Annotated in this window: 22 protein-coding genes; 11 read left to right on the top strand and 11 right to left on the bottom strand. The window is 62.6% G+C overall.

Going from position 1 to position 22,435, the window contains the following annotated elements:
• A complete protein-coding gene (locus KIH45_RS07250; protein ID WP_213175316.1) occupies positions 1-1,164 on the top strand; it encodes an N-acetyltransferase in 1,164 nt (387 codons plus the stop codon).
• A 111-nt stretch (positions 1,165-1,275) separates the two neighbouring features.
• The gene (locus KIH45_RS07245; protein ID WP_213175315.1) at positions 1,276-1,713 is read left to right on the top strand and encodes a response regulator; all 438 of its coding nucleotides are present in this window, start codon (positions 1,276-1,278) and stop codon (positions 1,711-1,713) included.
• 289 nt (positions 1,714-2,002) lie between these two features.
• Here the strand turns inward: KIH45_RS07245 and KIH45_RS07240 are convergent, their stop codons facing one another.
• Positions 2,003-2,749 carry a Crp/Fnr family transcriptional regulator gene (locus tag KIH45_RS07240; protein ID WP_213175314.1) on the bottom strand — a complete coding sequence of 249 codons (747 nt, stop codon included), beginning with the start codon at positions 2,747-2,749 and terminating at the stop codon, positions 2,003-2,005.
• A gap of 155 nt (positions 2,750-2,904) precedes the next feature.
• On the opposite strand from KIH45_RS07240, the gene KIH45_RS07235 reads away from it, so the two are divergent.
• Positions 2,905-3,702, top strand: coding sequence for a response regulator (locus KIH45_RS07235; RefSeq protein WP_213175313.1), 798 nt, complete (start codon positions 2,905-2,907; stop codon positions 3,700-3,702).
• A gap of 157 nt (positions 3,703-3,859) precedes the next feature.
• Here KIH45_RS07235 and KIH45_RS07230 read toward each other — a convergent pair whose 3' ends face one another.
• A complete protein-coding gene (locus KIH45_RS07230) occupies positions 3,860-5,554 on the bottom strand; it encodes a CHASE domain-containing protein (RefSeq protein WP_337925415.1) in 1,695 nt (564 codons plus the stop codon).
• A 67-nt stretch (positions 5,555-5,621) separates the two neighbouring features.
• On the opposite strand from KIH45_RS07230, the gene KIH45_RS19085 reads away from it, so the two are divergent.
• Genes KIH45_RS19085 through KIH45_RS07215 form a run of 3 tightly spaced genes read left to right on the top strand, consistent with a single transcriptional unit; the run spans position 5,622 to position 7,904 of the window.
• A complete protein-coding gene (locus KIH45_RS19085; protein ID WP_225899706.1) occupies positions 5,622-6,026 on the top strand; it encodes a NepR family anti-sigma factor in 405 nt (134 codons plus the stop codon).
• Positions 6,026-6,676, top strand: a complete 651-nt coding sequence (locus tag KIH45_RS07220) for a sigma-70 family RNA polymerase sigma factor (RefSeq protein ID WP_213175312.1) — start codon at positions 6,026-6,028, stop codon at positions 6,674-6,676. The genes KIH45_RS19085 and KIH45_RS07220 overlap by 1 nt, the downstream gene beginning before the upstream one ends.
• A 19-nt stretch (positions 6,677-6,695) precedes the next feature.
• Positions 6,696-7,904, top strand: a complete 1,209-nt coding sequence (locus KIH45_RS07215; RefSeq protein WP_213175311.1) for an AI-2E family transporter — start codon at positions 6,696-6,698, stop codon at positions 7,902-7,904.
• Positions 7,905-7,976: 72 nt separating this feature from the next.
• Here the strand turns inward: KIH45_RS07215 and KIH45_RS07210 are convergent, their stop codons facing one another.
• On the bottom strand, positions 7,977-8,597 hold the full coding sequence (locus tag KIH45_RS07210; protein ID WP_213175310.1) for a superoxide dismutase: 621 nt from the start codon (positions 8,595-8,597) through the stop codon (positions 7,977-7,979).
• Positions 8,598-8,812: 215 nt separating this feature from the next.
• Between KIH45_RS07210 and glmM the strand changes: the two genes are divergently transcribed.
• The 3 genes from glmM to thiD are packed head-to-tail and all read left to right on the top strand — an operon-like array spanning position 8,813 to position 11,114.
• The gene (gene glmM, locus KIH45_RS07205) at positions 8,813-10,150 is read left to right on the top strand and encodes a phosphoglucosamine mutase (RefSeq protein WP_213175309.1); all 1,338 of its coding nucleotides are present in this window, start codon (positions 8,813-8,815) and stop codon (positions 10,148-10,150) included.
• Positions 10,150-10,368 (top strand): DUF1272 domain-containing protein, encoded by a 219-nt coding sequence (locus KIH45_RS07200; protein WP_213175308.1) that lies wholly within the window; start codon positions 10,150-10,152, stop codon positions 10,366-10,368. Before glmM ends, KIH45_RS07200 begins: the two co-directional genes overlap by 1 nt.
• Positions 10,365-11,114 carry a bifunctional hydroxymethylpyrimidine kinase/phosphomethylpyrimidine kinase gene (gene thiD, locus KIH45_RS07195; RefSeq protein WP_213175307.1) on the top strand — a complete coding sequence of 250 codons (750 nt, stop codon included), beginning with the start codon at positions 10,365-10,367 and terminating at the stop codon, positions 11,112-11,114. Before KIH45_RS07200 ends, thiD begins: the two co-directional genes overlap by 4 nt.
• A 3-nt stretch (positions 11,115-11,117) precedes the next feature.
• Here the strand turns inward: thiD and KIH45_RS07190 are convergent, their stop codons facing one another.
• The 4 genes from KIH45_RS07190 to sucC all read right to left on the bottom strand — a co-directional run bounded on the left by KIH45_RS07190 (position 11,118) and on the right by sucC (position 15,378).
• Positions 11,118-12,065, bottom strand: a complete 948-nt coding sequence (locus KIH45_RS07190) for an LOG family protein (protein ID WP_213175306.1) — start codon at positions 12,063-12,065, stop codon at positions 11,118-11,120.
• A gap of 172 nt (positions 12,066-12,237) precedes the next feature.
• A complete protein-coding gene (locus KIH45_RS07185; RefSeq protein WP_213175305.1) occupies positions 12,238-13,167 on the bottom strand; it encodes an electron transfer flavoprotein subunit alpha/FixB family protein in 930 nt (309 codons plus the stop codon).
• A complete protein-coding gene (locus tag KIH45_RS07180) occupies positions 13,167-13,913 on the bottom strand; it encodes an electron transfer flavoprotein subunit beta/FixA family protein (RefSeq protein WP_213175304.1) in 747 nt (248 codons plus the stop codon). Before KIH45_RS07180 ends, KIH45_RS07185 begins: the two co-directional genes overlap by 1 nt.
• A gap of 265 nt (positions 13,914-14,178) precedes the next feature.
• Positions 14,179-15,378, bottom strand: coding sequence for an ADP-forming succinate--CoA ligase subunit beta (gene sucC, locus KIH45_RS07175; protein WP_213175303.1), 1,200 nt, complete (start codon positions 15,376-15,378; stop codon positions 14,179-14,181).
• 177 nt (positions 15,379-15,555) lie between these two features.
• On the opposite strand from sucC, the gene KIH45_RS07170 reads away from it, so the two are divergent.
• Entirely contained in the window at positions 15,556-16,335 is a 780-nt protein-coding gene (locus tag KIH45_RS07170) for a 3'(2'),5'-bisphosphate nucleotidase CysQ (RefSeq protein ID WP_213175302.1), read from the top strand.
• Between the two features lie 51 nt (positions 16,336-16,386).
• Here the strand turns inward: KIH45_RS07170 and KIH45_RS07165 are convergent, their stop codons facing one another.
• Positions 16,387-17,076, bottom strand: coding sequence for a YiaD family glycine zipper/OmpA-like lipoprotein (locus KIH45_RS07165; RefSeq protein WP_213175301.1), 690 nt, complete (start codon positions 17,074-17,076; stop codon positions 16,387-16,389).
• Positions 17,077-17,300: 224 nt separating this feature from the next.
• Here KIH45_RS07165 and KIH45_RS07160 point away from each other — a divergent pair, with 224 nt between their 5' ends.
• Positions 17,301-18,626 carry a hemolysin family protein gene (locus KIH45_RS07160; RefSeq protein WP_213175300.1) on the top strand — a complete coding sequence of 442 codons (1,326 nt, stop codon included), beginning with the start codon at positions 17,301-17,303 and terminating at the stop codon, positions 18,624-18,626.
• A 35-nt stretch (positions 18,627-18,661) separates the two neighbouring features.
• Here KIH45_RS07160 and KIH45_RS07155 read toward each other — a convergent pair whose 3' ends face one another.
• The 3 genes from KIH45_RS07155 to ileS are packed head-to-tail and all read right to left on the bottom strand — an operon-like array spanning position 18,662 to position 22,430.
• Positions 18,662-19,072, bottom strand: coding sequence for a DUF3035 domain-containing protein (locus KIH45_RS07155; RefSeq protein ID WP_082924550.1), 411 nt, complete (start codon positions 19,070-19,072; stop codon positions 18,662-18,664).
• Entirely contained in the window at positions 19,072-19,608 is a 537-nt protein-coding gene (lspA, locus tag KIH45_RS07150) for a signal peptidase II (protein WP_213175299.1), read from the bottom strand. The genes KIH45_RS07155 and lspA overlap by 1 nt, the downstream gene beginning before the upstream one ends.
• On the bottom strand, positions 19,608-22,430 hold the full coding sequence (ileS, locus tag KIH45_RS07145; protein WP_213175298.1) for an isoleucine--tRNA ligase: 2,823 nt from the start codon (positions 22,428-22,430) through the stop codon (positions 19,608-19,610). The genes lspA and ileS overlap by 1 nt, the downstream gene beginning before the upstream one ends.
• Between the last annotated feature and the right edge of the window lie 5 nt (positions 22,431-22,435).

Here is a 22,435-nt window from a genome sequence, read left to right as displayed (position 1 = left end):
ATGGGGGCACAGGGTAACGGCATCGTCGTCGAGCCGGTCGTCGACGGCGCCGGGCGCAAGGTCTTTCTGAACGTCGGCTATGCGCTGAACCGCGACGACCCCCATTGGGTCCCGCCGCTTCGGGCCGAGGCTGCCGAAGTCATCGACCCGAAGAAGAACCCCTTCTTCGACCACGCCGAAGTCCAGCTTTTCATCGCCACGCGCGATGGCAAGCCGGTTGGCCGTATCTCTGCCCATTTCGACAAGCTGGCGCATTCCATGCCGCCCGAACAGGGCATGGGACCGGGCACCGGCAACTGGGGCCTGATGGACGCCGAGGACGAGGCGGTCGCACAAGCGCTGATCCTGCGGGCAGAGGCATGGCTGCGCGAAAAGGGCATGACCCGCATTCTCGCGCCGATCTCCCTTTCGATCTGGGAAGAACCGGGCCTGCTGACGCTGGGCCATGATCATTCGCCCACCGTGATGATGGGCCACCATCCGGCGAAGTATCAGCCTTGGGTCGAGGCGCTGGGCTATACGCCTGCAAAAGTGCTGCGCACTTTCGACCTCGACGTGACGCAGGATTTTCCGAAGCTGATCCAGCGGATCATCTCGTCGGGTGAGAAGAACGATCGGATCAAGGTCCGCGGTGTCGACAAGTCGAAGTTCGACGAGGAAGCGGCGATCATTCTCGAAATCCTGAACGACGCGTGGTCAGGCAACTGGGGCTTCGTGCCGATTACCGACCGCGAGGTTGCGCATACCGGCAAGAAGCTGCGCCCGTTGGTTCGCGAGGACCTCATCATGATTGCCGAATATGACGGTGAGCCGGTGGCCTTCATGATGACGCTTCCCGACGTGAACAAGCCGATCAAGACGGTAGGCGGCAAGCTGTTTCCCTTCGGCTGGTTCAAGCTGCTGAACTGGATCCGCAAGCCGAAGAACGCGGATATGCGCGTGCCGCTGATGGGCGTTCGCAAACACCTGCAAAGCTCGCGCCTTGCCAGCCAGCTTGCTTTCATGATGATCGAATATATTCGCCGTGCCGCGGTCGAGGATTACAACGCCAAGCGCGGCGAGATCGGCTGGATCCTTGACGACAACCAGGGAATGAACGCAATTGCCGAGGCGATCGATGCCGACGTGAACCGCGAGTACACGATCTATTCCAAGCCGCTCTGACCGGCTTCCCGAATTCTTTCGCGATTGCGGCGGCGAAGCGGGAACTTCGTACGCCTTCCTCGCGTTTGCAGAACAAGGCGAATGAACGCCCTATCAGGGAAGCTATATTTCATGTCCACGCAGCCGAAGCCGAAGGGAACCGACCGTAACGTCGGCACGGCTCTCGTCGTGGAAGACGACCCGATCCTGGCCATGTCGATCGAGGATATCCTGCTTGCCGCGGGCTCTCCATCGGTCACCGTCTGCTCAAGCACGAAGCAGGCACTGGCTGCTCTCGACAAGCAGAAGCCCGACGTGATCGTGCTCGACGTTCACCTCGTCGATCGCGACGATGGCTGGGCCGTGGCCGAACTGGTCAACGAACTCGGCCCCCGTCCGCCGCGTATCGTATTTTCTACTGGTAATCCTGAGGCGATCCCTGCCGACATCAAGGAACTGGGTACGGTCCTCACCAAGCCTTACGCGCCGGAAGCGTTGATCGACGCCGTATCGGACAGCCGCCGTACCGGCCTGTTCTCTCGCATCAAGGGTGCGATCAGCTCCGAATAAAGCACGCCGTTATCGCAAAGCCAAAGGGCCTGCCGTCTGGCGGGCCTTTTTCGTTTTGGCGAACGATGACACATCGGGATCGGGGAGGGGTGAAAAAAAAGGCCTCCGCTCCCCCTGTTAGGGAACGAAGGCCTTTCGGGATCGTATCACCGGCCGCTTGGACGGGAGGGGGGGTCTCGGCGGTGACATTAAGGAAATGCTCGTCCGAAAAAGTGGTTCCTGCGGACTCGAAAAGAATCTGCATTTCGCCCAAGAAAATTAGTAAATATCTGATTTTATTGCAAATAAATCAGATGAAAGGGCGCTTCTTCCGGTTGACGTTCTCCACCTGAACCAGATCGCGGACGGCATCCATGTCGGGGATCTCGATTTCGGTCAGGGTCCAGCGAACCAGCCCGTCCTTGCGCAGCGACTGAAGCGAGCGGTTGGTGTGAACGAGCGAGAGGCCGAGCATGTCGGCAATCTGGCTTTGCGTGACGGCAAGGGAAATCTTGTGCGGCCCGCTCGTCAAACAGGTCTGCTCGGCCCGCTCAATCAGGAACAGGGCGAGATAGGCGATCCGTTCGCGCGCGTTGCGCTGGCCCAGTGCGACCAGATGTTCCTCGAGCGCGGCTTCTTCTTTCGCGGCTAGCCAGACGATGTCGTAATTGAGATCGGGGAACTGGCTGACGAAGCGGCGGAAGTCGGCGCGGGGAAATACGCAAAGCCGTGCATCGGTCAGCGCTTCGACCCCGTGCGTCATCGGCTCGTCCAGCGTGGCCTGAAGACCGACCAGATCGCCGGGGAACAGGAAGTTGATGATCTGGCGCCGCCCGTCATCCATCAGGCGGTAACGGATCAACACGCCTTTGAGGACGGTATAGAGATGCTCGCTCCTGGTGTCCTGCACCAGCACCTGCTCGCCCCGATCCACGCCGAGTTCGCCGTGCTTGAATTCCTGGATAAGGGCGAGGCGATCCTTCTCCTGCTCACGCAGGCCGGGGCAGGACAACAGCGGACATTGCGTGCAGGCAAAATGCTCCGAACCCGAAATCATGCCTTCCCTCGTACGTATTTTCGCTTCGCCAATAGCAGTCCCGTGCCTCGAAAGACACGCAATTGCAACGACGTGAACAATTCGGCAATTTTTCCGGGAACCGACATCGCGCGCACGCGTTACGGCAGTCGATCCAATTTACGGGAAGGGCTTGCATGTCTCTCGGGGCCAAGGTTGCCGCCAATCTGCCATATCTTCGTCGCTACGCTCGCGCGCTTTCGGGCTCGCAAAGCACAGGCGACGCTTTCGTCCGCGCCACTCTGGAGGCGGTTCTCGCCGATCCGGAACTGAAGGCCAGCCTCGGTGAAGGTGGGCGCGTCCCCCTCTACCGCGCTTTTAACAAGCTCTGGGCCAGCGCTTTCCTCGAGGTGGCCGATACCGATTCCGGTATCGTCGATCACGCGGCTGCTGCGCAGGAACGTCTGTCGGCCATCACGCCGATGAACCGCCAGGCGCTGCTTCTCACCACGCTTGAGGATTTCTCGATCGCCCAGGCTGCCGAGATCATGGACATCTCTGAAGAAGAGGTCGAAAATCTCGTTCAGGAAGCGGTGTCGGAGATCGACAAGGAATCGACGACTAACGTCCTCATCATCGAGGACGAGCCACTCATCTCGATGCAGCTGGAAGATCTCGTCCGTTCGCTTGGTCACGACATCTGCGGCACGGCCGCGACGCGCACGCAGGCGCAGGACGTCATTGCCGACAAGATGCCGGGCCTTGTGCTCGCCGACATCCAGCTTGCCGATGGGTCCTCGGGCCTCGACGCGGTGGACGATATCCTGTCGATCGGTTCGGTGCCGGTGATCTTCATCACCGCCTATCCCGAACGCCTGCTGACGGGCGATCGGCCTGAGCCGACGTATCTCGTCACCAAGCCGTTCCAGGAATCGACGGTCCGCGCCGCCATCAGCCAGGCGCTGTTCTTCGGATCGAGCCGTCCGCTGCCGTAAGGCGCGCTGCAAGAGCCAAACGAAAGGCCCGCTGCTCAGGTTCGAGCAGCGGGCCTTTTCGTGTCTGGCGACCTGCGAGAGAGGAATGGTGGGCAGACTTGTCGGAAGGCTAACGCAGCGGGCCCTCACAGCCGATCGCCTCCGTTTACGCTAACCCCTAGCCCCGGTTCTTTTCACGCTCCTGCCGCGCGCGGATCATGAATTCGCTGCGGGTGCGGACAGGGATCAGCATCGTACAACGCACGCCACTCGCCTCGAAGACAAGATCGACGGGGTTGCGCAATTCGTGGGCGACGATCTTCTCGATCAGTTCGGTGCCGAAGCCACGCGGACGGTCGTCCGACACGGTCGGGCCGTCGCTTTCCTTCCAGCGTACGCGGACGAGATTTTCCGAAACAAGGTCCCAGTCGACCGAGACCTTGCCGCCCGGCACGCTGAGCGCGCCGAATTTTGCCGCATTGGTCGCCAGTTCGTGGATCGCAAGGCCAAGCGAAAGGGCATCGTTTGGCGCCAGTTCGACCTCGGGGCCGTCCATCTCGACAATGGAATCGCGGCCCAGAGCATAAGGCGCCATCTCGACTTCGATCACCGACTTTACCGGTGTGGTGCCCCATTCCGACTGGGTCAGGAGGTCATGTGTTGCCGAAAGTGCGCGGATGCGACCATCGAGCGAGGTGGCGAACGCATCCAGCGATGTCGCGCGCCGCCGCGTCAGCGACACGATCGACAAGACATTGGCCAAAGTATTCTTCACACGGTGGTTCAGCTCTCGCGTCAGCGAATTGCGGATCGCGGCCTGTTCCTCAAGAATACCGATGACCTGCCGCGCCTCTGCCGCCTGGCGCGTCAGCAGCCATGCAATGGCAAGCGCAAGGCTGGCGACGACAAGGCCAGAGAGCAGGACAATCACGGCCACATCGCTCAGCACCGAACTTTTCAACGAATGCACTTCCATCGTGAAAGTGCGGTTGCCGATGGAAATCTGCCGCGTCAGGCTCTCTCCGCCTGTTTCGCCGGTCGAAATCTCGGCAAGCAGGTTATCGGATGCGATGGGGCCGTCATAAAGCCCGATGCGCGCACGGTTGGGCAATTCCCCTTCCAGCGCGGATTCCACGAAGTCCTGCGCGTTGAACGGGCTATAGACATAGCCTTGCAGGCGACGGCCGCCGGCAGGATCGATCTTGAACACCGGCATATAGATAAGAAAGCCGGGCGCCGTGGTCTGGGTCCCTTCCTGCACCAAGACGACCCGTCCCGACGCGGTCGGGCGGGCAAGGCGTTCAGCCTCGAGCATGGCGATACGGCGGGTGCGTTCGGAGAACATGTTGAAGCCGATGGCGCGGCGGTTCCGGTCTGTCAGCGGCTGGAGATAGGTCACCGGGACGGCATAGGCCTGGTCCGAACGGGGAAGGGGGTGGACGGCGAAGTCGGTCGCGCCCAATTCGTCCTGTTTCGCCTCGAATGCGGGGATATCGTTGCTGTCGACCCGCTCGGCCCAGCCGATACCTTCTGCGCCGCGAAAATTCGCATCGAGGCGGAGCTGCCCGACAAAAGTACGGAACAGCGAGGCGGGAACGTCGTCCTGCGTGGCGAGCAGGGCTGCGCCCGATCGCAGATAGGCGGCATTGGCATTGGCGCGCCGTTCCAGCGCCGCGCTGGCACCGGTGGCGATCTGGCTGAGTTCGGTGCGTCGTGCATCCTTCTGCGCCATCTCGATCGCCCAGACGCCGACACCAGTCAGCAGCGCGATGGCGACGAAGATGCCGATCGGCAGCGCGCGGGGAAAACGGGCAAACCCGCGCAACACGCGGCCGAGCCGAGGGTCGGCACGGCGGCCGCGGCGCTCTTTCACATGAGCGGCGCTTTTCAGAGGGTGGGGCTGAACTTCCACGTTTTGCTCAGATCAGAATCCTGCCGGGATGAGGCATGTGATACTGTCGTGTTCACGCGGGAAACCATCAGGCAGCATCGACGAGCAAACAGGCAAATCCGGCCTCTTTCATTATTACATCCATTCGCGGGAACCAATCGCGTGCCGTTTCGTTCCCGCCAGTGTGTTTGATATATTTCTGAAACGTCAGCGGACAGCAGTTGCCGGTTCGGCTTACGGCTTTGAACACCGGCAAGGGGTCGCAGTGCTCGAGATGACAGACAAGCGAATGAGGGACGTGAAGAAAAAGGACGACGAGACAGAGCGGCAGAAGAAGCCCGAAAAGCGCCCTGATTGGGCGTCGGGCCTGCGGCAGCTCTACGACTCGGTGGTGGAGGAACCGCTTCCGGACAGTTTCAACGATCTCCTCTCCAAGTTTGACACGGAGGAGTAATGGCCAAGAACGCGACTAGCGAGGCGCAGCCTGCTGCGGTGCCCGAGCGCTCTGAGGCCGAAGAACGTGCGCGTGCGCACGATTTCAAGCGAGAGCTGACCGAAGTCATTCCCCATCTGCGTGCATTTGCCCGCGGCCTGTGCGGCCGGCCCGACGTGGCCGACGATCTCGTGCAGGAAGCCCTGATGAAGGCATGGGCCGCGCAAGAGAGGTTCCAGCCCGGCACGTCGATGCGCGCCTGGACTTTCGTGATCCTGCGCAATGCATACCTCACAGACATGCGCCGCAACCGGTTCCGCGCCGACTACGATGAAACCGTGGCCGAACGCATCCTGACCGCGCCTGCGGCACAGGAAGGTCCGCTGCACCTGTCGGACATGCACCGCGCGCTGCTGACCCTTCCGCCCGAACGGCGTGAGGCTCTGCTGCTCGTGGGCGCGGGCGGCTTCAGCTATGAAGAAGCGGCGGAAATCTGCGATTGCGCCGTCGGCACGATCAAGAGCCGCGTGGGCCGCGCCCGCGCTGCGCTTACCTCGATGCTGGAAGAGGGCGACATCCCCCAGCGTTCGATCGAGGATGCCGCCGCGCACCGTGCGATCATGGGTGAGCTCGACGACATGGCCGAGCCGCAGGTCAACGTAAACCGCTAGAAGCGGCCGGAGGGCTGCCATGGCGGACGACGATCAGGATCGGGATCAAGACAGGGAAGAAACCAACGCACAGCGGCTTGAGCGGCTGGCCGGCAACGCTGCCGGGCCAGACCTTGGCGGCCGCACCGCCGGTGCGGATCTCGACCTCGGGCGACTTGCTTCTGCATTGCTGTTGATGATCGGGCTGGGCTTGTTCCTGGCCCTGCCTTTCGTGCTGTCGATCGGGTCGATCGTCTTTCTGCCGCTGGTGACGGCCGTGGTGCTGACGATCCTGCTCTCGCCGCTTGCTGACAAGATCAATTCCATCGGTATCCCGAACGTGATCGCGTCCCTGCTGGCGGTCGTGATCTTCATCGGCGTGCTGGTCCTGGCCGCGACGGCCATCCTGCAACCTGCGGCGGACCTGTTCGATCAGGTTCCACAAATGATCGCGTCGATCGACAAGTCGTTCGGGCAGCTGCGCGGACAGCTCGACTGGATCAACGACCTTGGCGAACGCATTGGCAAGTTGAGCGGGCCCAAGCAGGGCCAGGAAGTCGTCGTCGCCACGCCATCTATGATCGAGCGTGTGGCCTTGGCGACTCCGACGGTCATTCTGGAAACGCTGCTCACGTTCCTCATGGCGTTTTTCATGATCGAGGCGCGGACGCGCATGCGGCACCGGCTCCTCCTTGAACGTGCGGAATTCGGTGCTTCGCTGAAAGCGGCGCGTGCTCTTCGCGAAGTGCAGGACCGCGTGGCTAGTTATATCCTGACGGTGGGCCTCATCAATCTGGGCGTCGGCGTCGTTGCCGCGCTGGGCGCGTGGGCCATCGGGCTCGAGGCGCCGATCATGTGGGGCGGTCTGGCCGCCCTGCTCAACTTCCTGCCCTATATCGGGCCTTTTGCGATGACGGCGATCCTGCTGCTGGTCGGCATGGGCACGGCGGACACGATCCTGATGGGGCTGGTTCCGGCGGCGGCCTATCTTGGCCTGCACACGATCGAGGCCAATGCGGTCACACCTGCGATCCTTGGTGCGCGCTTCACGATGAACCCGGTCGTGATCCTGATCGGGATCAGCTATTTCACTTGGGTCTGGGGCGTTCTGGGCGCGGTGCTTTCGATGCCCATCCTCATCACCCTGATGGCCCTGTTCGAACATCTGGGACATCCCAACATCATCGGTTTCCTGTTCGGCGAACCGCTGTTTCTGCGACCACAAGAGGAAGACGAAGCAGGCGCCTGACACGTGGCGAAGGCGCAAAAGAAAAAGGCCGGGAGACGATCCCGGCCTTTCGCTTGTTCAGGTGTTCCCGGCTCAGGCCGAGGGGTACGACCAGATCGAACCACGCTTGTAGTTCTCTGCCGCGAAGTCCCAGTTGATGTGGCCGGTGCTGACGGCCTTCAGGTAGTCGGGACGCACGTTCTTGTGGTCGAGGTAGTAAGCGTGTTCCCACACGTCGAGCGTGAGGAGAGGGTTCTTGCCGCCGATGGCGAGCGTGCCCGCATCGTGCGTTTCTTCGACCGAGAGCTTGCCGTCCGCGTCAGCGGCCAGCCAGACCCAGCCCGATGCGAAGTGGCCGGCACCAGCCGACTGCAGCTTTTCGACCAGCGCATCGACCGAGCCGAATGCGGCATTGATCGCGTCGAGCAGGTCACCGCTCGGGCCTTCGCTCGAAGGGGCCATCGAGTGCCAGTAAAAGGCGTGGTTCCAGCTCTGTGCCGAATTGTTGAACAGGCCCGCGTTGCCGGTTTCATCAGCCTTGGCGATGATCGATTCCAGCGAAGCGTCTGCAAGGTCGGTGCCTTCGATCGCGGCGTTCGTCTTGTCGACGTAAGCCTTGTGATGCTTGCCGTGGTGGGTCTGCAGCGTTTCCGAACCGATCGCCGGGCTCAGCGCATCGTGGGCATAGGGCAGGTCGGGAAAGGCAATGGCCATCTTTAAACTCCTTGGACGGTCGCGTTTTGTTGTCTCGCGTTCATATGTGTAAACGCATTGCGCAGGTTCAAGTTGCAGTTTCGGGTATATTTCGCGTTCGAACGTGCACCATCCGCCTTCACGCGCGCCATCGGGGGTGTCATGACGGGCGGGGAACTGCCATCGGCCTTGGCTCATTGGCTTTCCAACAGGATTGAAACGAAGAAGGACGCGACTTGGGACGCAAGTATTTCGGCACCGACGGGATCAGGGGGCGCACCAATTCCGGCAACATGACCGCGTCGATGGCGATGAAGGTCGGCCAGGCCGCGGGCACTTATTTCCTGCGCGGCGGGCACAAGCACCGCGTGGTGATCGGCAAGGACACGCGCCTGTCCGGCTACATGATGGAAAGCGCGATGGTGGCAGGGTTCACCAGCGTGGGCATGGATGTCGTGCTGCTTGGCCCGATGCCGACGCCGGCGGTCGCGCTGCTCGCCCGTTCGATGCGTGCCGATCTGGGCGTCATGATCTCGGCCAGTCACAACCCGTTCGAGGACAACGGCATCAAGCTGTTCGGGCCCGACGGTTTCAAGCTTTCGGACGAGGATGAACTCGCGGTCGAGATGATGATCGACCAGGAACAGCTTCTCGTCCCCCCGCAGGACATCGGGCGCGCCCGCCGCATCGATGACGCGCGCGGACGCTATATCCACGCAGTAAAGGCATCGCTGCCAAACATGGTCCGGCTCGACGGCCTGAAGATCGTGATCGATTGCGCGAACGGCGCTGCCTACGACGTGACCCCGCCCGCGCTTTGGGAACTGGGCGCGGAAGTGATCGAGATGGGCGTGTCGCCCGACGGTCTGAACATCAACCGCGACGTCGGTTCGACTGCGGTCGACGCGATCAAGAAGCGCGTCGTAGAAGAAGAAGCCGACATCGGCATCGCGCTCGACGGGGATGCGGACCGCCTGATCGTGGTGGACGAGAAGGGCAAGACCGTGGACGGCGACCAGATCATGGCGCTGATCGGGCGCGACTGGAACCGGCAGGGCCGCCTGAGGGGCGGTGGCGTGGTGGCCACGGTGATGAGCAACCTCGGCCTCGAACGCTTCCTCGAAGGGGAGGGGCTGAGCCTGGTGCGCACCGCTGTCGGCGACCGTTACGTGCTGGAGGCGATGCGCGCGGGCGATTTCAACGTCGGCGGCGAGCAGTCGGGCCACATGATCCTGCTCGACCATGCGACGACCGGTGACGGCACGGTTGCGGCGCTGCAAGTGCTGGCCGCGCTGGTCCAGTCAGGCAAGAAGGCGAGCGAACTGCTGCACCTGTTCGATCCGGTGCCGCAGATCCTGAAGAACGTTCGCTACTCCGGCAATCCGCTGGAAACCCCGCAAGTGAAGGACGCGATCGCGAATGGTGAAGGCGTTCTGGCGGGCAAGGGCCGCGTCGTCATTCGTAAGTCGGGGACAGAGCCGGTCGTTCGTGTCATGGCCGAAGGTGATGATGCCGCCGAGGTCGAACAGGTCGTCGATGCGATCTGCGACGCGGTGAAGGAGGCGAGTTCCTGATGCTGGAAATGCGACCCCACTGCGAACGCTGCGAAGCGGACCTTCCGGCAGCAGCGCCCGGCGCGTTCATCTGCAGCTTCGAATGCACCTACTGCGCAGAATGTGCCGAGGACTTGGACGATCTTTGTCCCAAATGCGGCGGCGAACTGGTCGACAGGCCGACGCGTTCGGCATCGAACCAGTTGAAAGCTGAAAAGATGAAGGACGCGCAAGGGTGAGCGCACCGGCGCGTGTTCTGGTCATTGCCGGTTCGGACAGTTCGGGCGGCGCCGGCATTCAGGCCGATATCAAGACGATTACGATGCTGGGCGGTTATGCGATGACCGCGATCACCGCGATCACGGCGCAGAACACGACCGGCGTTCAGGCGGTTGAAGTTCTGTCGCCCGAAATGGTCGCGGCGCAGGCGCAAAGCTGCATCGACGATATCGGCGTGGATGCCGTAAAAATCGGCATGCTCGGCTCGCCTGCCATTGCCCATGCGGTCGCGGACCTGCTGGAAGGTGTCGATGCGCCGGTCGTGTTCGATCCCGTCATGGTGTCGACCAGCGGCTCGGTGCTTGCCGATGCCGATACGATTGCCGCGTTCGAACGCTTGATGGCCATGGCCGCGATCACCACGCCCAACGTGCCGGAGCTCGATGCACTCGGCGGTGTGAAGGCCTTGCAGGAGCGCGGCATCACGTTCCTCGCCAAGGGCGGCGATGCGCCGGGTGAGACAGTGACCGACTGGCTCTATCGCCCCGGTGAGGAACCGCTCGAATGGTCGGCTCCGCGTATCGAGACGCGGCACACGCACGGCACCGGCTGCACGACGGCAAGTGCCATCGCCTGCGGGCTGGGGGCAGGGCTTGGCATGGTGCCTGCCATCGAACAGGCCCGCAATTTCGTGCGCGCCGCGCTGGAGGCCGCGCCCGGGTTCGGTGCCGGGCACGGCCCACTCGGCCATCAGGCCGTGCGCTGATCGTCAGGCGATCTTGGCCGCCGGGCTGAGCTTGTAGAACTTGACGATCCGCTCCCACGCTTCGTCGGCAGTGTCGACGATGCGGAACAGCTTCAGGTCTTCGTGGCTGATCACGCCTTCGTCGGCCAGAGCCTCGAAGTTCACGACCTTTTCCCAGAACTCGCGTCCGAACAGGAAGATCGGGATCGGCTTCATCTTGCCGGTCTGGACAAGGGTCAGCGTCTCGAAAAACTCGTCGAACGTGCCAAACCCGCCTGGGAAGACGGCCAGAGCACGCGCACGCATCAGGAAGTGCATCTTGCGCAGCGCGAAGTAGTGGAACTGCAGCGAAAGGCGCGGTGTCACGTATTCGTTCGGCGCCTGCTCATGCGGCAGGACGATGTTGAGGCCAACGCTTTCCGCGCCCGCTTCATGCGCGCCGCGGTTGGCCGCTTCCATGATCGACGGGCCGCCGCCCGAGCATACTACGAACTGACGCTCACCGTTTTCGACGATGGCTGCCGCGCTTGCCATGTAGGCCAGCTTGCGCGCTTCCTCGTAATACTTGGTCTTGGCGACGAGGCTTTCGATCACGTCCTTCCCGCGCGGATCGGTGTCGGCGGTTGCCAGCAGTTCCTCTGCCTTTTCGGGCGAGGGGATGCGGGCCGAGCCATAGATGACGAGCATCGATCCGACGCCCGCTTCTTCCAGCATCGTTTCCGCCTTCAGCAATTCGAGCTGAAAGCGCACGGGACGAAGATCGTCGCGCAGCAGGAAGTCGGTGTCGCGGAAAGCGAGGCGATAGGCCGGATGGCTGGTCTGAGGCGTGTGGAGCGGCGAACCTTCGGAGAAGGCGGCTTCCTGTTCGGCCTTGTAGAACTTGCGCGGAGTAAGCGCGCGGTCTGCAGCTTCGGGTTTGCCGTGCGGGCCGGGCTGTCCGGGCTCCTTCGGCGGGTCCTTACGTTCGGTCATATATCTCCCAAGGGGGTCTTTGCGCAGAAAACGCGCGGATGATTACGTCAGAGATAGGCAGAACGCGTGACAAGTCCAAGGCCGGACCGCGATCACCCCCGATGCTGCGCACAAAAAGAAAGGGCGGCGCTGCTGCAGCGCCGCCCTTTGCTTGTTCGGTTGTCCGAAAGGCTCAGAGCTTTTCGGTCAGTTCCGGCACCGCCTTGTAGAGGTCGGCAACAAGGCCGATGTCCGCGACCTGGAAGATCGGGGCGTCCTCGTCCTTGTTGATGGCGATGATGGTCTTGGAATCCTTCATGCCGGCAAGGTGCTGGATCGCGCCCGAAATGCCGATGGCGATGTAGACTTCCGGTGCCACGATCTTGCCGGTCTGGCCGACCTGGTAGTCGTTGGGGACATAGCCCGCATCGACCGCGGCGCGCGATGCGCCCACGCCTGCGCCAAGCTTGTCGGCAAGCGGCATGATGGTCGCTTCGAAGGTTTCAGCATCCTTGAGGGCGCGGCCGCCCGACACGATGATCTTCGCGCTGGTGAGCTCGGGGCGTTCGCTTTCGGCGATTTCTGCGCCGACGAAGCTCGACTTGCCTGCATCACCCGTGCTGGCGACATCCTCGATCGCTGCCGAACCGCCCGTGGCCTCTGCCTTGTCGAAAGCAGTGCCGCGCACGGTGATGACCAGCTTCGCATCGGTGCTTTCGACCGTCGCGATGGCGTTGCCGGCGTAGATCGGACGCGTGAAGGTCTTCTCACCCTCGACCGAGAGAATATCGGAGATCTGCATCACGTCGAGCAGCGCTGCGACGCGCGGCGCGATGTTCTTGCCGGTGGTGGTGGCAGGCGCGACGAAGGCGTCGTGATCGGCCATCAGACCGACGACGAGCGGCGCGACGTTTTCAGCCAGGGCATTAGCAAAGGCCGCATCGTCGGCAAGGTGGACCTTGCCCACACCAGCGACAGCAGCAGCCTGTTCGGCCACCGCGCGGCAGCCCGAGCCTGCAACCAGAAGGTGCACTTCACCCAGCTTCGATGCGGCACTGACGGCGGCCAGCGTAGCATCGGCCATGTTCGAATTGTCGTGTTCGACCCAGACGAGCGTCTTCATCAGGCGACTCCCATCGCTTTAAGTTTCGCAACCAGTTCATCGACGTCGGCGACCTTCACACCGGCCTGACGGACCGGCGGTTCGGAGACGTTGGTCGTCTTCAGGCGCGGAGTGATGTCGACGCCGTAGTCGGCGGGCGATTTCGTCTCGAGCGGCTTCTTCTTCGCCTTCATGATGTTCGGCAGCGAAGCATAGCGCGGCTCGTTCAGGCGAAGGTCGGTGGTGACGATGGCCGGAAGGGTCAGCTTCACGGTTTCGAGGCCGCCGTCGACTTCGCGGGTCACGGTGACGCTGTCGCCATCCAGTTCGACCTTCGAGGCGAAGGTGCCCTGCGGCAAGTCCATCAGCGCGGCCAGCATCTGGCCGGTCTGGTTGCTGTCGTCGTCGATCGCCTGCTTGCCCAGCACGATGAGGCCGGGTTCGACCTCGGCGGCAACGGCCTTCAGGATCTTGGCAACGGCGAGCGGTTCGACGTCTTCGTCGGTTTCGACCAGGATCGCGCTGTCAGCGCCCATGGCGAGCGCGGTGCGCAGCGTTTCCTGCGCCTTTGCCGGGCCGATGGAGACGGCGATGATCTCTTCGATCTTGCCAGCTTCCTTCAGACGGATCGCTTCTTCGACAGCGATCTCGTCGAACGGGTTCATGCTCATCTTCACGTTGGCGAGGTCGACACCCGATCCATCCGCCTTGACGCGCGGCTTCACGTTGTAGTCGATCACCCGCTTCACGGGTACGAGGGCTTTCATAAGAGTGGTCCTCTCTCTGCAAGGTCGGCCGGGCGTTTTGCCTTTGGGCTTGCCTGACCGGAGTGCGAATAATTTGCACAAGTGCTGTGGGGATGCGCGATAGGGAGGTCAAGGTCCCTACGGCAAGCTGCGGTTTTTGGCAGGGCCGGTTGGGCCGCCTTATCGCTCTAGCGTAGCGCCGCGCCCCGTTTGCACACCATTCCTGACGATGCGCACATAAAAAAAGGGCCGGTACCTCGCGGCACCGGCCCCTTTCGGATCAGGTTCAGGCCGCTTCCTTGACCTGTGCCACGATCTTCTTCGCGGCATCGCCAAGATCGTCGGCGGGGACGATCGGCAGGCCCGAGTTGGCAAGGATTTCCTTGCCCTTTTCGACGTTGGTGCCTTCGAGGCGGACGACGAGGGGAACCGAGAGGTTCACTTCCTTGGCCGCCGCGACGATGCCGTCGGCGATGATGTCGCACTTCATGATGCCGCCGAAGATGTTGACGAGGATACCCTCGACAGCCGGGTCCGACAGGATGATCTTGAAGGCCGCGGTCACCTTCTCGGTCGTGGCGCCGCCGCCAACGTCGAGGAAGTTTGCCGGGAATGCGCCGTTCAGCTTGATGATGTCCATCGTCGCCATGGCAAGGCCTGCGCCGTTGACCATGCAGCCGATGTTGCCGTCGAGCTTGATGTAGGCGAGGTCGTATTCGCTGGCTTCGACTTCGGCCGGGTCTTCCTCGGTCTCGTCACGCAGGGCAGCGACGTCCTTGTGACGGAACAGGGCGTTGCCGTCGAAGCTCATCTTGGTGTCGAGGACGAGCAGGTTGCCATCCTTGGTTTCGACGAGCGGGTTGATTTCGAGCATTTCGCAGTCGAGCGCCATGAACGCTTCGTAAAGCTGCTTCGACAGCTTCTGCGCCTGCTTGTTGAGATCGCCTTCGAGCTTGAGGGCGAAAGCGACCGCGCGGCCGTGGTGCGGCATGAAGCCTTCGGCGGGGTCGATGGTGATCGTGGTGATCTTTTCGGGAGTCGAGTGTGCGACTTCCTCGATGTCCATGCCGCCTTCGGTCGAGACGATCAGGGCGACGCGGCCCGTTGCACGATCGACGAGCATCGAGAGGTAGTATTCCTCGGCGATGTCGACACCGTCGGTGACGTAGAGGCGGTTGACCTGCTTGCCGGCATCACCCGTCTGAACGGTGACGAGCGTGTTGCCGAGCATTTCCTCGGCGTCCTTCTTGACGTCGTCGAGGGTCTTGGCGAGGCGGACACCGCCCTTGGCGTCGGGGCCGAGTTCCTTGAACTTGCCCTTGCCGCGGCCACCGGCGTGGATCTGGGCCTTCACGACATAGAGCGGCCCGGGCAGCTTCTTCGCAGCCTCGACAGCTTCTTCGACGGTCAGCGCGGCATGGCCGGCCGGAACGCCCACTCCGAACTTCGCGAGCAGTTCCTTCGCCTGATATTCGTGAATGTTCATCGCCTATCCTTGTTATCTGCCGGGCCTGTGCGCCCGTTTCGCACGTGCGTAAAGCATAGCGGGGGCCTGTTGAAAAGGGCTGCTATCGTCTACATGTCCCGCTTGACGGACGGAAACTGAACATTCCGCCAGTTTATCTTTGACTTTGCAAATCATTTGCAACAGCGGACCGGAATCATGCTGAACCGCGCAAGATTCGACTCGATCATGGCCGAGGCCGGGCGAATCGCCTTGGCCCAATGGCCTGGCATGGGGCACGCGCCAGAGACTTGGCACAAGGACGACAACAGCCCGGTCTGCGCCGCCGACCTTGCGGTAAACAGTTATCTGAAAGACGCGCTGACCGACTTGCTGCCCTCTGCCGGGTGGCTTTCGGAAGAGACTGTCGATGCGCCGGACCGGCTTGAAGGCGGGCTGATCTGGCTGGTCGATCCGATCGACGGGACGCGTGATTTCATTCGTGGGCGCACGGGCTGGTCGATCTCCGTCGCACTGGTCAGCGCCAACAGGCCCCTGATCGCGGGTCTGAACGCCCCCGCCCGCGGCGAATACTGGACCGCGCAGGCAGGGCAGGGATCGTTCCGCAACGGCGTGCGGCTCGCCGCGAGCCAGCGGGCCGAACTTTCCGGTGCGCGTACGCCTGCCGATGCACTGCCCAAGGAAGATGCGGACCTGACCTGCGTGGACAAGCCCAATTCCATTGCGCTGCGCATCGCCATGGTCGCAGCCGATGAGGCCGACTTGCTCGCCACCCTGCGCTGGGGTTTCGAATGGGACATCGGCGCGGCCGGCCTGATCGCGCGTGAGGCAGGGGCGGCAGTAACCGACGCATTCGGCAGTCCGCTTGCCTACAACAAGCGAGATCCGCGGGCATTCGGGTTGCTTGTCAGTGCGCCTGCCATTCACGGCGCGGCGATCGAGCGCATAAGCGAACGGGCCAGGCGGTTGTCCGCCTGACCCGTCCTTTCCGGCCGTCGCCGGAAATCTCTTGATCCTGTTGCCGCGGGCTTAGTTGCCCTGTGCGGCCTGGACATCTTCCTGCGTGATCGGAACGATCTTGATCTCGACGCGGCGGTTGAGCGAGCGGCCTTCGGCCGTGTCGTTGCTGGCCACGAAGTAGTTCGGATCTTCGCCAAAACCCTTGGTGGCAAGGCGGGCCGCCGGAACACCCTTGTAGATCAGGTAGTCGGCAACCGCCTTGGCGCGGCGTTCCGAAAGCTGGAGGTTGTAGGCTTCCGAACCGGTGCTGTCGGTAAAGCCGTAAACGTCGACGAGGCTGTCGGGATACTGGATCAGCGACGCCGCAATATCGTCGAGGACCGACTTGAAAGCGGGTGAAATCGTCGCGCTGTCCGTGGCGAAAGTCACGCCGTCGGGAAGGTTGACCTTGATGTAGTCACCTTCGTCGGTGACATCGATACCCGAACCCGCGGTCTGTTCCTTCAGTTCCTTGATCTGCTGGTCCATCTTGTAGCCGACGACGCCGCCAGCCGCACCGCCGACGCCTGCGCCGATGATGCGGGCGGTCTTGCCGCCGATGATGCCGCCCAGCAGGTAACCCGCGGCCGCGCCGCCGGCGGTGCCGAGGACGGTGCGCGACACCTTCTTTTCACCCGTGTTCGGGTCGGTGACGCAGGCCGATACGCCCAGCAGCGAGACGGTTGCGATTGCAGCGGTAAGATAGCGGCGACGTGCCATGAGGTTCTTCCTCCGTAGTTGTTCTTTGACCGGGCAGGCGCGATTGCACCTGTTTTCCGGCGTTCGAGTTCCCAAACGCGCGACACGGCATCGTGGTTCCGGATGACCGTTTCACGACACTGATTTCTTAGGTGAGGCTGTCGCCTGCCACATCTTGCTAGACAGCCGGGGTTGCCGCTATCTGGCGGGGCTATGAACATTACTATCGGGCGAGGCGACTGAACTTGTCTCCCTTCCCCTGGACCGACGTCCTCATCATCGCGGGCCTGATCCTTCTCAATGGATTGTTCTCGCTCTCCGAACTCGCGATCGTTTCCTCGCGCCCTGAGCGTCTGCGCCACATGGCACAAGACGGGTCGAAGCGCGCGAAAGTCGCGCTGGAACTCGTGTCCGACAGCGGCAAGTTCCTGTCGACCGTGCAGATCGGCATCACCCTGATCGGGATCGTTGCGGGTGCCTATTCAGGCGCAAGCCTCGGCGAACCCGTGGGGGAGCGCCTTGCGTTGCTGGGGTTCGATCCTGAAACCGCACGCAACGTCGGCTTTGCCCTCGTCATCGTGTTGACGACCTACTTCTCTCTGGTTGCAGGGGAACTGGCGCCGAAACAGATTGCGCTACGTGGGCGAGAGCAGATCGCCCTTTTCGCCGCTCCTCCCATGAAGCTGCTGTCGCAACTGGCGGCGCCGCTCGTCTGGCTGCTCGACAAGAGCACCAGCCTGCTCTTGCGGCTGATTGGCCTGCGCAAGACTGCCGATGCCGGCATGACGGCGGAGGAACTGAAACTGATCATGAGCGATGCGACACGATCGGGCGCGATCGAAGAGGCCGAGCGGACGATCATGGCCGAAGTGCTGAAGCTGGCCGAACGCCCGGTGCGCGAGCTGATGACGCCGCGCACCGAAATCGACTGGATCGAACGCCGCGCGAGCGAGGCCGATATCCGCAAGGTCATCGCGTCTTCGCCCCATTCGCTGCTGCCCGTGGCGCAAGGATCGGTCGAGAATATCATCGGTGTCGTGAAAGTGCGCGAACTGCTGGCCGCGCTGCTCAAAGGCCGCAAGCCCAGCGTCACGCGGCTGATGAAGAAGGCGGAGATCATCCCCGACCAGATCGACGCGCTCGACGCACTGCGCATCATGCGCAACGGCGACGTGGCGATGGCGCTGGTTCACGACGAATACGGCCACTTTGAAGGCATCGTTACGCCTGCGGACCTGTTGCAAGCGCTGGTCGGCCAGTTTGCCGCGCATAGCGACGATGGCGACGATCCGCTGATCGTCGAGCGTGAAGACGGCTCGCTGCTCTTGTCGGGCGCTCTGCCGGTGGACCGACTGGCCGAAGGGCTGGCCATCGAAATGCCCGAGACCCGCGACTTCGCGACGGCGGCTGGCTATGTCCTGTGGGTGCTGAAAAAGCTGCCGGTTGAGGGCGAATATTTCGTCGATCAGGGCTGGCGGATCGAGATCATCGACATGGACGGCCGCCGCATCGACAAGCTGCTGGCATCACGTGAAAAGTCGGCGCCCGAGACTGACCCGGACGCCGACTGAAATTCCTGAACTTTAAGGGCCGTCGGGTCGGGCGATCAGCCCGGGATCACGGCCTGTGCGTTGCGGCCATCACCTTCGGGCGCGGCCACGATGTCGCGGGTAACGACACCCTTGTCGACGGTGTGCGTGTCGGGATCGCCGACGGCGGTGCGGATGCCCGCTTCTGCCGTGCCGGCCTTCATCACCGCGCTGGTTTCCACGCCGCTACGCGCAGCGGGGCCGCCGAACAGGGCTTCCAATGCCTGCTGGCTGGCGGTCGGTTCCTGCGGACGCGGCGCGCCCGGTTCCGGCGGAGTCAGCGCGAAATCGGGCGGAACAGCGAGCGGCGCCTGACGCGACACGGCCATTTCGTCGGGGCGGTCGCGGCCAAAGATGTTGAGCCCGCTGGTGCACCCGGCCAGCATCGCCGAGGAAGCCAGAACGAGCATGGCGGATTTCAGACGCATCATTTGTTCTCCGTGGCCGCACCGGCCTGATAGTCTTTGCCTTCGTCGCGAGGCTTTTCGCTTATGAACAGCGAACGGGCAAGCAGCAAAACCACCCCTGCCGAGATCGCCGCGTCGGCAACGTTGAACACGGCGAAGGGCCGCCATGTCCCCAGATGAAAGTCGGCATAGTCCACGACGTACGTGAACCGCACCCTGTCGATGATATTGCCCAGCGCGCCGCCAAGCACCAGTGCCAGCGCGACGATATCGCCCATCTTGTTCTCGCGGAACATCCAGATCAGCACGCCCAGCGCGATGATGCCGGTCAGCAGGAACAGGCCGATCCGCCCCTCAAGGCTGTCCGCCGTCAACAACCCATACGAAATGCCGCGGTTTTCGGCATAGCGCAGGTCGAAGAATGGCAGCAGGTCGACCACGCCGACCTGGCGCAGTTCAAGCACGGCAAGCACAAACCACTTCACGAACTGGTCCACGATCATCACGACAGCCGCGATGATCAGGCCCTGCACCCGTTTCGGCGTGAACAGACCCATCAGGCCGCTTCCATGCCTTCGACGACGGATTCGCAGCGATCGCAAGCGTCGCCGTCTTCCTTCACTTCGGGAAGATGGCGCCAGCAGCGGCCGCACTTGGCCATGTCGGTAGGCTTCACGATCACGCCATCGCCTTGCCCGCGGGTAACTGTCGCGGTGATGAACAGGTCAGCCAGATCCTCGTCGCTGAAGCCTTCGGGCACGGCGCTTGCCGGCACTTCGACTTCGGCCTGCAGGCTGGAGCGGATCGTCTTTTCGCGGCGATAGGGCTCGATCGCCTCGGTCACCTTTTCGCGCAGATCGCGCAGTGCTACCCAGCGCGCCTTGTCCGCCTCTGCCGCCGGGACCTCGGGCCATTCGAGCAGGTGAACGCTGCCTTCATCGGGATAGCGCGTGCCCCATACTTCTTCGCTGGTGAAGACCAGCACCGGCGCGGCGTAGCGGACCAGTGCGTGGAACAGCGTGTCGAGCACGGTGCGATATGCGCGGCGGCCCGTGTCTGTGGGCGCGTCGCAATAGAGGCTGTCCTTGCGGATGTCGAAGAAGAACGCGGACAGGTCCTCGTTGCAGAAATCCGACAGCGCGCGGGTGTAAGTGTTGAAGTCGAAATCGTCGACGCAGGCCTTCAGCTTCGCATCGAGATCGCCGAGCAGCGAGAGGACGTACCGCTCCAGCTCCGGCATTTCGGAAACCGGCAGACGCTCCGCTTCGTCAAAGCCGTTCAGCGCGCCCAGAAGGTAGCGGAACGTGTTGCGCAGCTTGCGATAGTTGTCGGCAACGCCCTTCAGGATTTCCGGCCCGATGCGGTGATCCTCGGTATAGTCGACCGAGAGCGCCCAGAGGCGAATGATGTCCGCGCCATAATCGCGCATCGTATCGAGCGGGCTGATCGTGTTGCCCTTCGACTTCGACATCTTCTCGCCCTTGCCGTCCATGGTGAAGCCATGGGTCAGGACCGCCTTGTAAGGCGCGCGGCCACGCGTGCCGCAGCTTTCAAGCAGGCTCGACTGGAACCAGCCGCGATGCTGGTCGCTGCCTTCGAGGTAAAGATCGGCAGGCCACGTCAGGTCGGGCCAGCGATCCGATTCCAGCACGAAGGCATGGGTCGAGCCGGAATCGAACCAGACGTCGAGGATGTCGGTGATCCGTTCGTAATCGTCGAGGTCGTAGTCGGGGCCGAGGATGGTGGCGGCATGTTCCTCGTCCCACCCGTCGACGCCGTTGGCGCGGATGGATTCGATGATGCGCGCGTTCACCGCCGGATCATTGAGGTACTGGCCGGTCTTGCGATCGACGAACAACGTGATCGGCACGCCCCACGCACGTTGGCGCGAAAGGACCCAGTCGGGGCGGCCTTCGACCATCGAACCGATGCGGTTGCGGCCCTTGGCGGGCACGAAGCGCGTTTCGTCGAGCGCGGCGAGCGCCTTTTCGCGCAGCGACTGCTCGTCACCCTGCTTCTGGTCCATCGGCACAAACCACTGCGGCGTGCAGCGGAAGATGACCTTCGCCTTCGAACGCCAGCTATGTGGATAAGAGTGTTGATAGTCGGTGGACGCGCTGAGGAGAGCGCCGACTTCACGTAGGTCCGAACAGACCGGACCGTCAGGTGCGTTGAACTTCGGATTGATGACCGACATCGACCGTTCGTCGGTGCGCGGCAGCCAGAGCCAGTCCTCGCGGTAGCGGCCATCGCCTTCGACCACGAACTTGGGTTCGAGGCCGTGGGCCTTGCAAAGATCGAAGTCGTCCTCGCCATGATCGGGTGCCATGTGGACGAGGCCGGTGCCGGAATCGGTGGTGACGAAATCGCCGGGCAGCAGCGGACGCGGCGCGGCGTAGAAGCCGCCGAGCTTGTGCATCGGGTGGCGGGCGACGGTGTTCGCAAGCTGCGCGCCCTTGCCGGACCACGCAATGCTGACATCGCCAGCCTCAAGGCCGAGGCGCGACAGGACGGATGCCATCAGCGGTTCACCGATCAGGATGTGGCTGATGCCTTCCGCAGGCGAGCGGTTGAGATGCAGGAGGACGTAATCGACCTCGGGTCCATAGGCGAGAGCCTGGTTGACCGGTATGGTCCAGGGCGTCGTCGTCCAAATGACGGCATGAGCGCCTTCCAAGTCGGCTATGTCGGTTTTGACAATCTCGAACGCCACGTCGATCTGGGTCGAGGTGATGTCCTCGTACTCGACCTCGGCCTCAGCCAGTGCGGTCTTTTCGACCGGCGACCACATGACAGGCTTCGCCCCGCGATAAAGCTGGCCGCTTTCGGCGAACTTCAGCAGTTCGGAGACGATCGTCGCCTCGCTCTCGAACTGCATCGTCAGGTACGGGTTGTCCCAGTCGCCATTGATGCCAAGGCGCTTCAGCTGCTCGCGCTGGGTATCCACCCAGTGCTGCGCATAGGCGCGGCATTCGGCGCGGAATTCCTTTGCCGGAACCTCGTCCTTGTTCTTCTTCTTCTTGCGGTACTGCTCTTCCACCTTCCACTCGATCGGAAGGCCGTGGCAGTCCCAGCCCGGAACGTAAGGCGCGTCCTTGCCCAGCAGGCTCTGCGTGCGGACCACCATGTCCTTGAGCACGTGGTTCAGCGCGTGGCCGATGTGCATGTCGCCGTTCGCGTACGGGGGGCCGTCGTGCAGGATGAACTTCTCGCGCCCGCTGCGGTTTTCGCGCAGCTTTTCGTAGAGGTTAATCTCCTGCCAGCGCGCCAGAATGCCCGGTTCCTTCTGGGGGAGGCCGGCCTTCATGGGAAAATCGGTCTTCGGCAGGAAAACCGTATCTTTGTAATCTCGCTTTTGGGCGCTGGGCTTTTCAGTCATAGCGC

Origin of the sequence: Croceicoccus gelatinilyticus, from assembly GCF_018398395.1 — a bacterium.
Taxonomy (GTDB): Bacteria; Pseudomonadota; Alphaproteobacteria; order Sphingomonadales; family Sphingomonadaceae; genus Croceicoccus; species Croceicoccus gelatinilyticus.
The sequence above is the reverse complement of the archived record's forward strand: the minus strand, read 5'-3'. Positions and strand labels throughout refer to the sequence as shown.

Bases quoted from the DNA above. Each gene is read 5' to 3' on its own strand.
- KIH45_RS07250 (WP_213175316.1), top strand. From the start codon at position 1: ATGGGGGCACAGGGTAACGGCATCGTCGTCGAGCCGGTCGTCGACGGC.
- KIH45_RS07245 (WP_213175315.1), top strand. From the start codon at position 1,276: ATGTCCACGCAGCCGAAGCCGAAGGGAACCGACCGTAACGTCGGCACG.
- KIH45_RS07240 (WP_213175314.1), bottom strand. From the start codon at position 2,749: ATGATTTCGGGTTCGGAGCATTTTGCCTGCACGCAATGTCCGCTGTTG.
- KIH45_RS07235 (WP_213175313.1), top strand. From the start codon at position 2,905: ATGTCTCTCGGGGCCAAGGTTGCCGCCAATCTGCCATATCTTCGTCGC.
- KIH45_RS19085 (WP_225899706.1), top strand. From the start codon at position 5,622: ATGAGGCATGTGATACTGTCGTGTTCACGCGGGAAACCATCAGGCAGC.
- KIH45_RS07220 (WP_213175312.1), top strand. From the start codon at position 6,026: ATGGCCAAGAACGCGACTAGCGAGGCGCAGCCTGCTGCGGTGCCCGAG.
- KIH45_RS07215 (WP_213175311.1), top strand. From the start codon at position 6,696: ATGGCGGACGACGATCAGGATCGGGATCAAGACAGGGAAGAAACCAAC.
- KIH45_RS07210 (WP_213175310.1), bottom strand. From the start codon at position 8,597: ATGGCCATTGCCTTTCCCGACCTGCCCTATGCCCACGATGCGCTGAGC.
- KIH45_RS07200 (WP_213175308.1), top strand. From the start codon at position 10,150: ATGCTGGAAATGCGACCCCACTGCGAACGCTGCGAAGCGGACCTTCCG.
- KIH45_RS07190 (WP_213175306.1), bottom strand. From the start codon at position 12,065: ATGACCGAACGTAAGGACCCGCCGAAGGAGCCCGGACAGCCCGGCCCG.
- KIH45_RS07185 (WP_213175305.1), bottom strand. From the start codon at position 13,167: ATGAAGACGCTCGTCTGGGTCGAACACGACAATTCGAACATGGCCGAT.
- KIH45_RS07180 (WP_213175304.1), bottom strand. From the start codon at position 13,913: ATGAAAGCCCTCGTACCCGTGAAGCGGGTGATCGACTACAACGTGAAG.
- sucC (WP_213175303.1), bottom strand. From the start codon at position 15,378: ATGAACATTCACGAATATCAGGCGAAGGAACTGCTCGCGAAGTTCGGA.
- KIH45_RS07170 (WP_213175302.1), top strand. From the start codon at position 15,556: ATGCTGAACCGCGCAAGATTCGACTCGATCATGGCCGAGGCCGGGCGA.
- KIH45_RS07165 (WP_213175301.1), bottom strand. From the start codon at position 17,076: ATGGCACGTCGCCGCTATCTTACCGCTGCAATCGCAACCGTCTCGCTG.
- KIH45_RS07155 (WP_082924550.1), bottom strand. From the start codon at position 19,072: ATGCGTCTGAAATCCGCCATGCTCGTTCTGGCTTCCTCGGCGATGCTG.
- lspA (WP_213175299.1), bottom strand. From the start codon at position 19,608: ATGGGTCTGTTCACGCCGAAACGGGTGCAGGGCCTGATCATCGCGGCT.
- ileS (WP_213175298.1), bottom strand. From the start codon at position 22,430: ATGACTGAAAAGCCCAGCGCCCAAAAGCGAGATTACAAAGATACGGTT.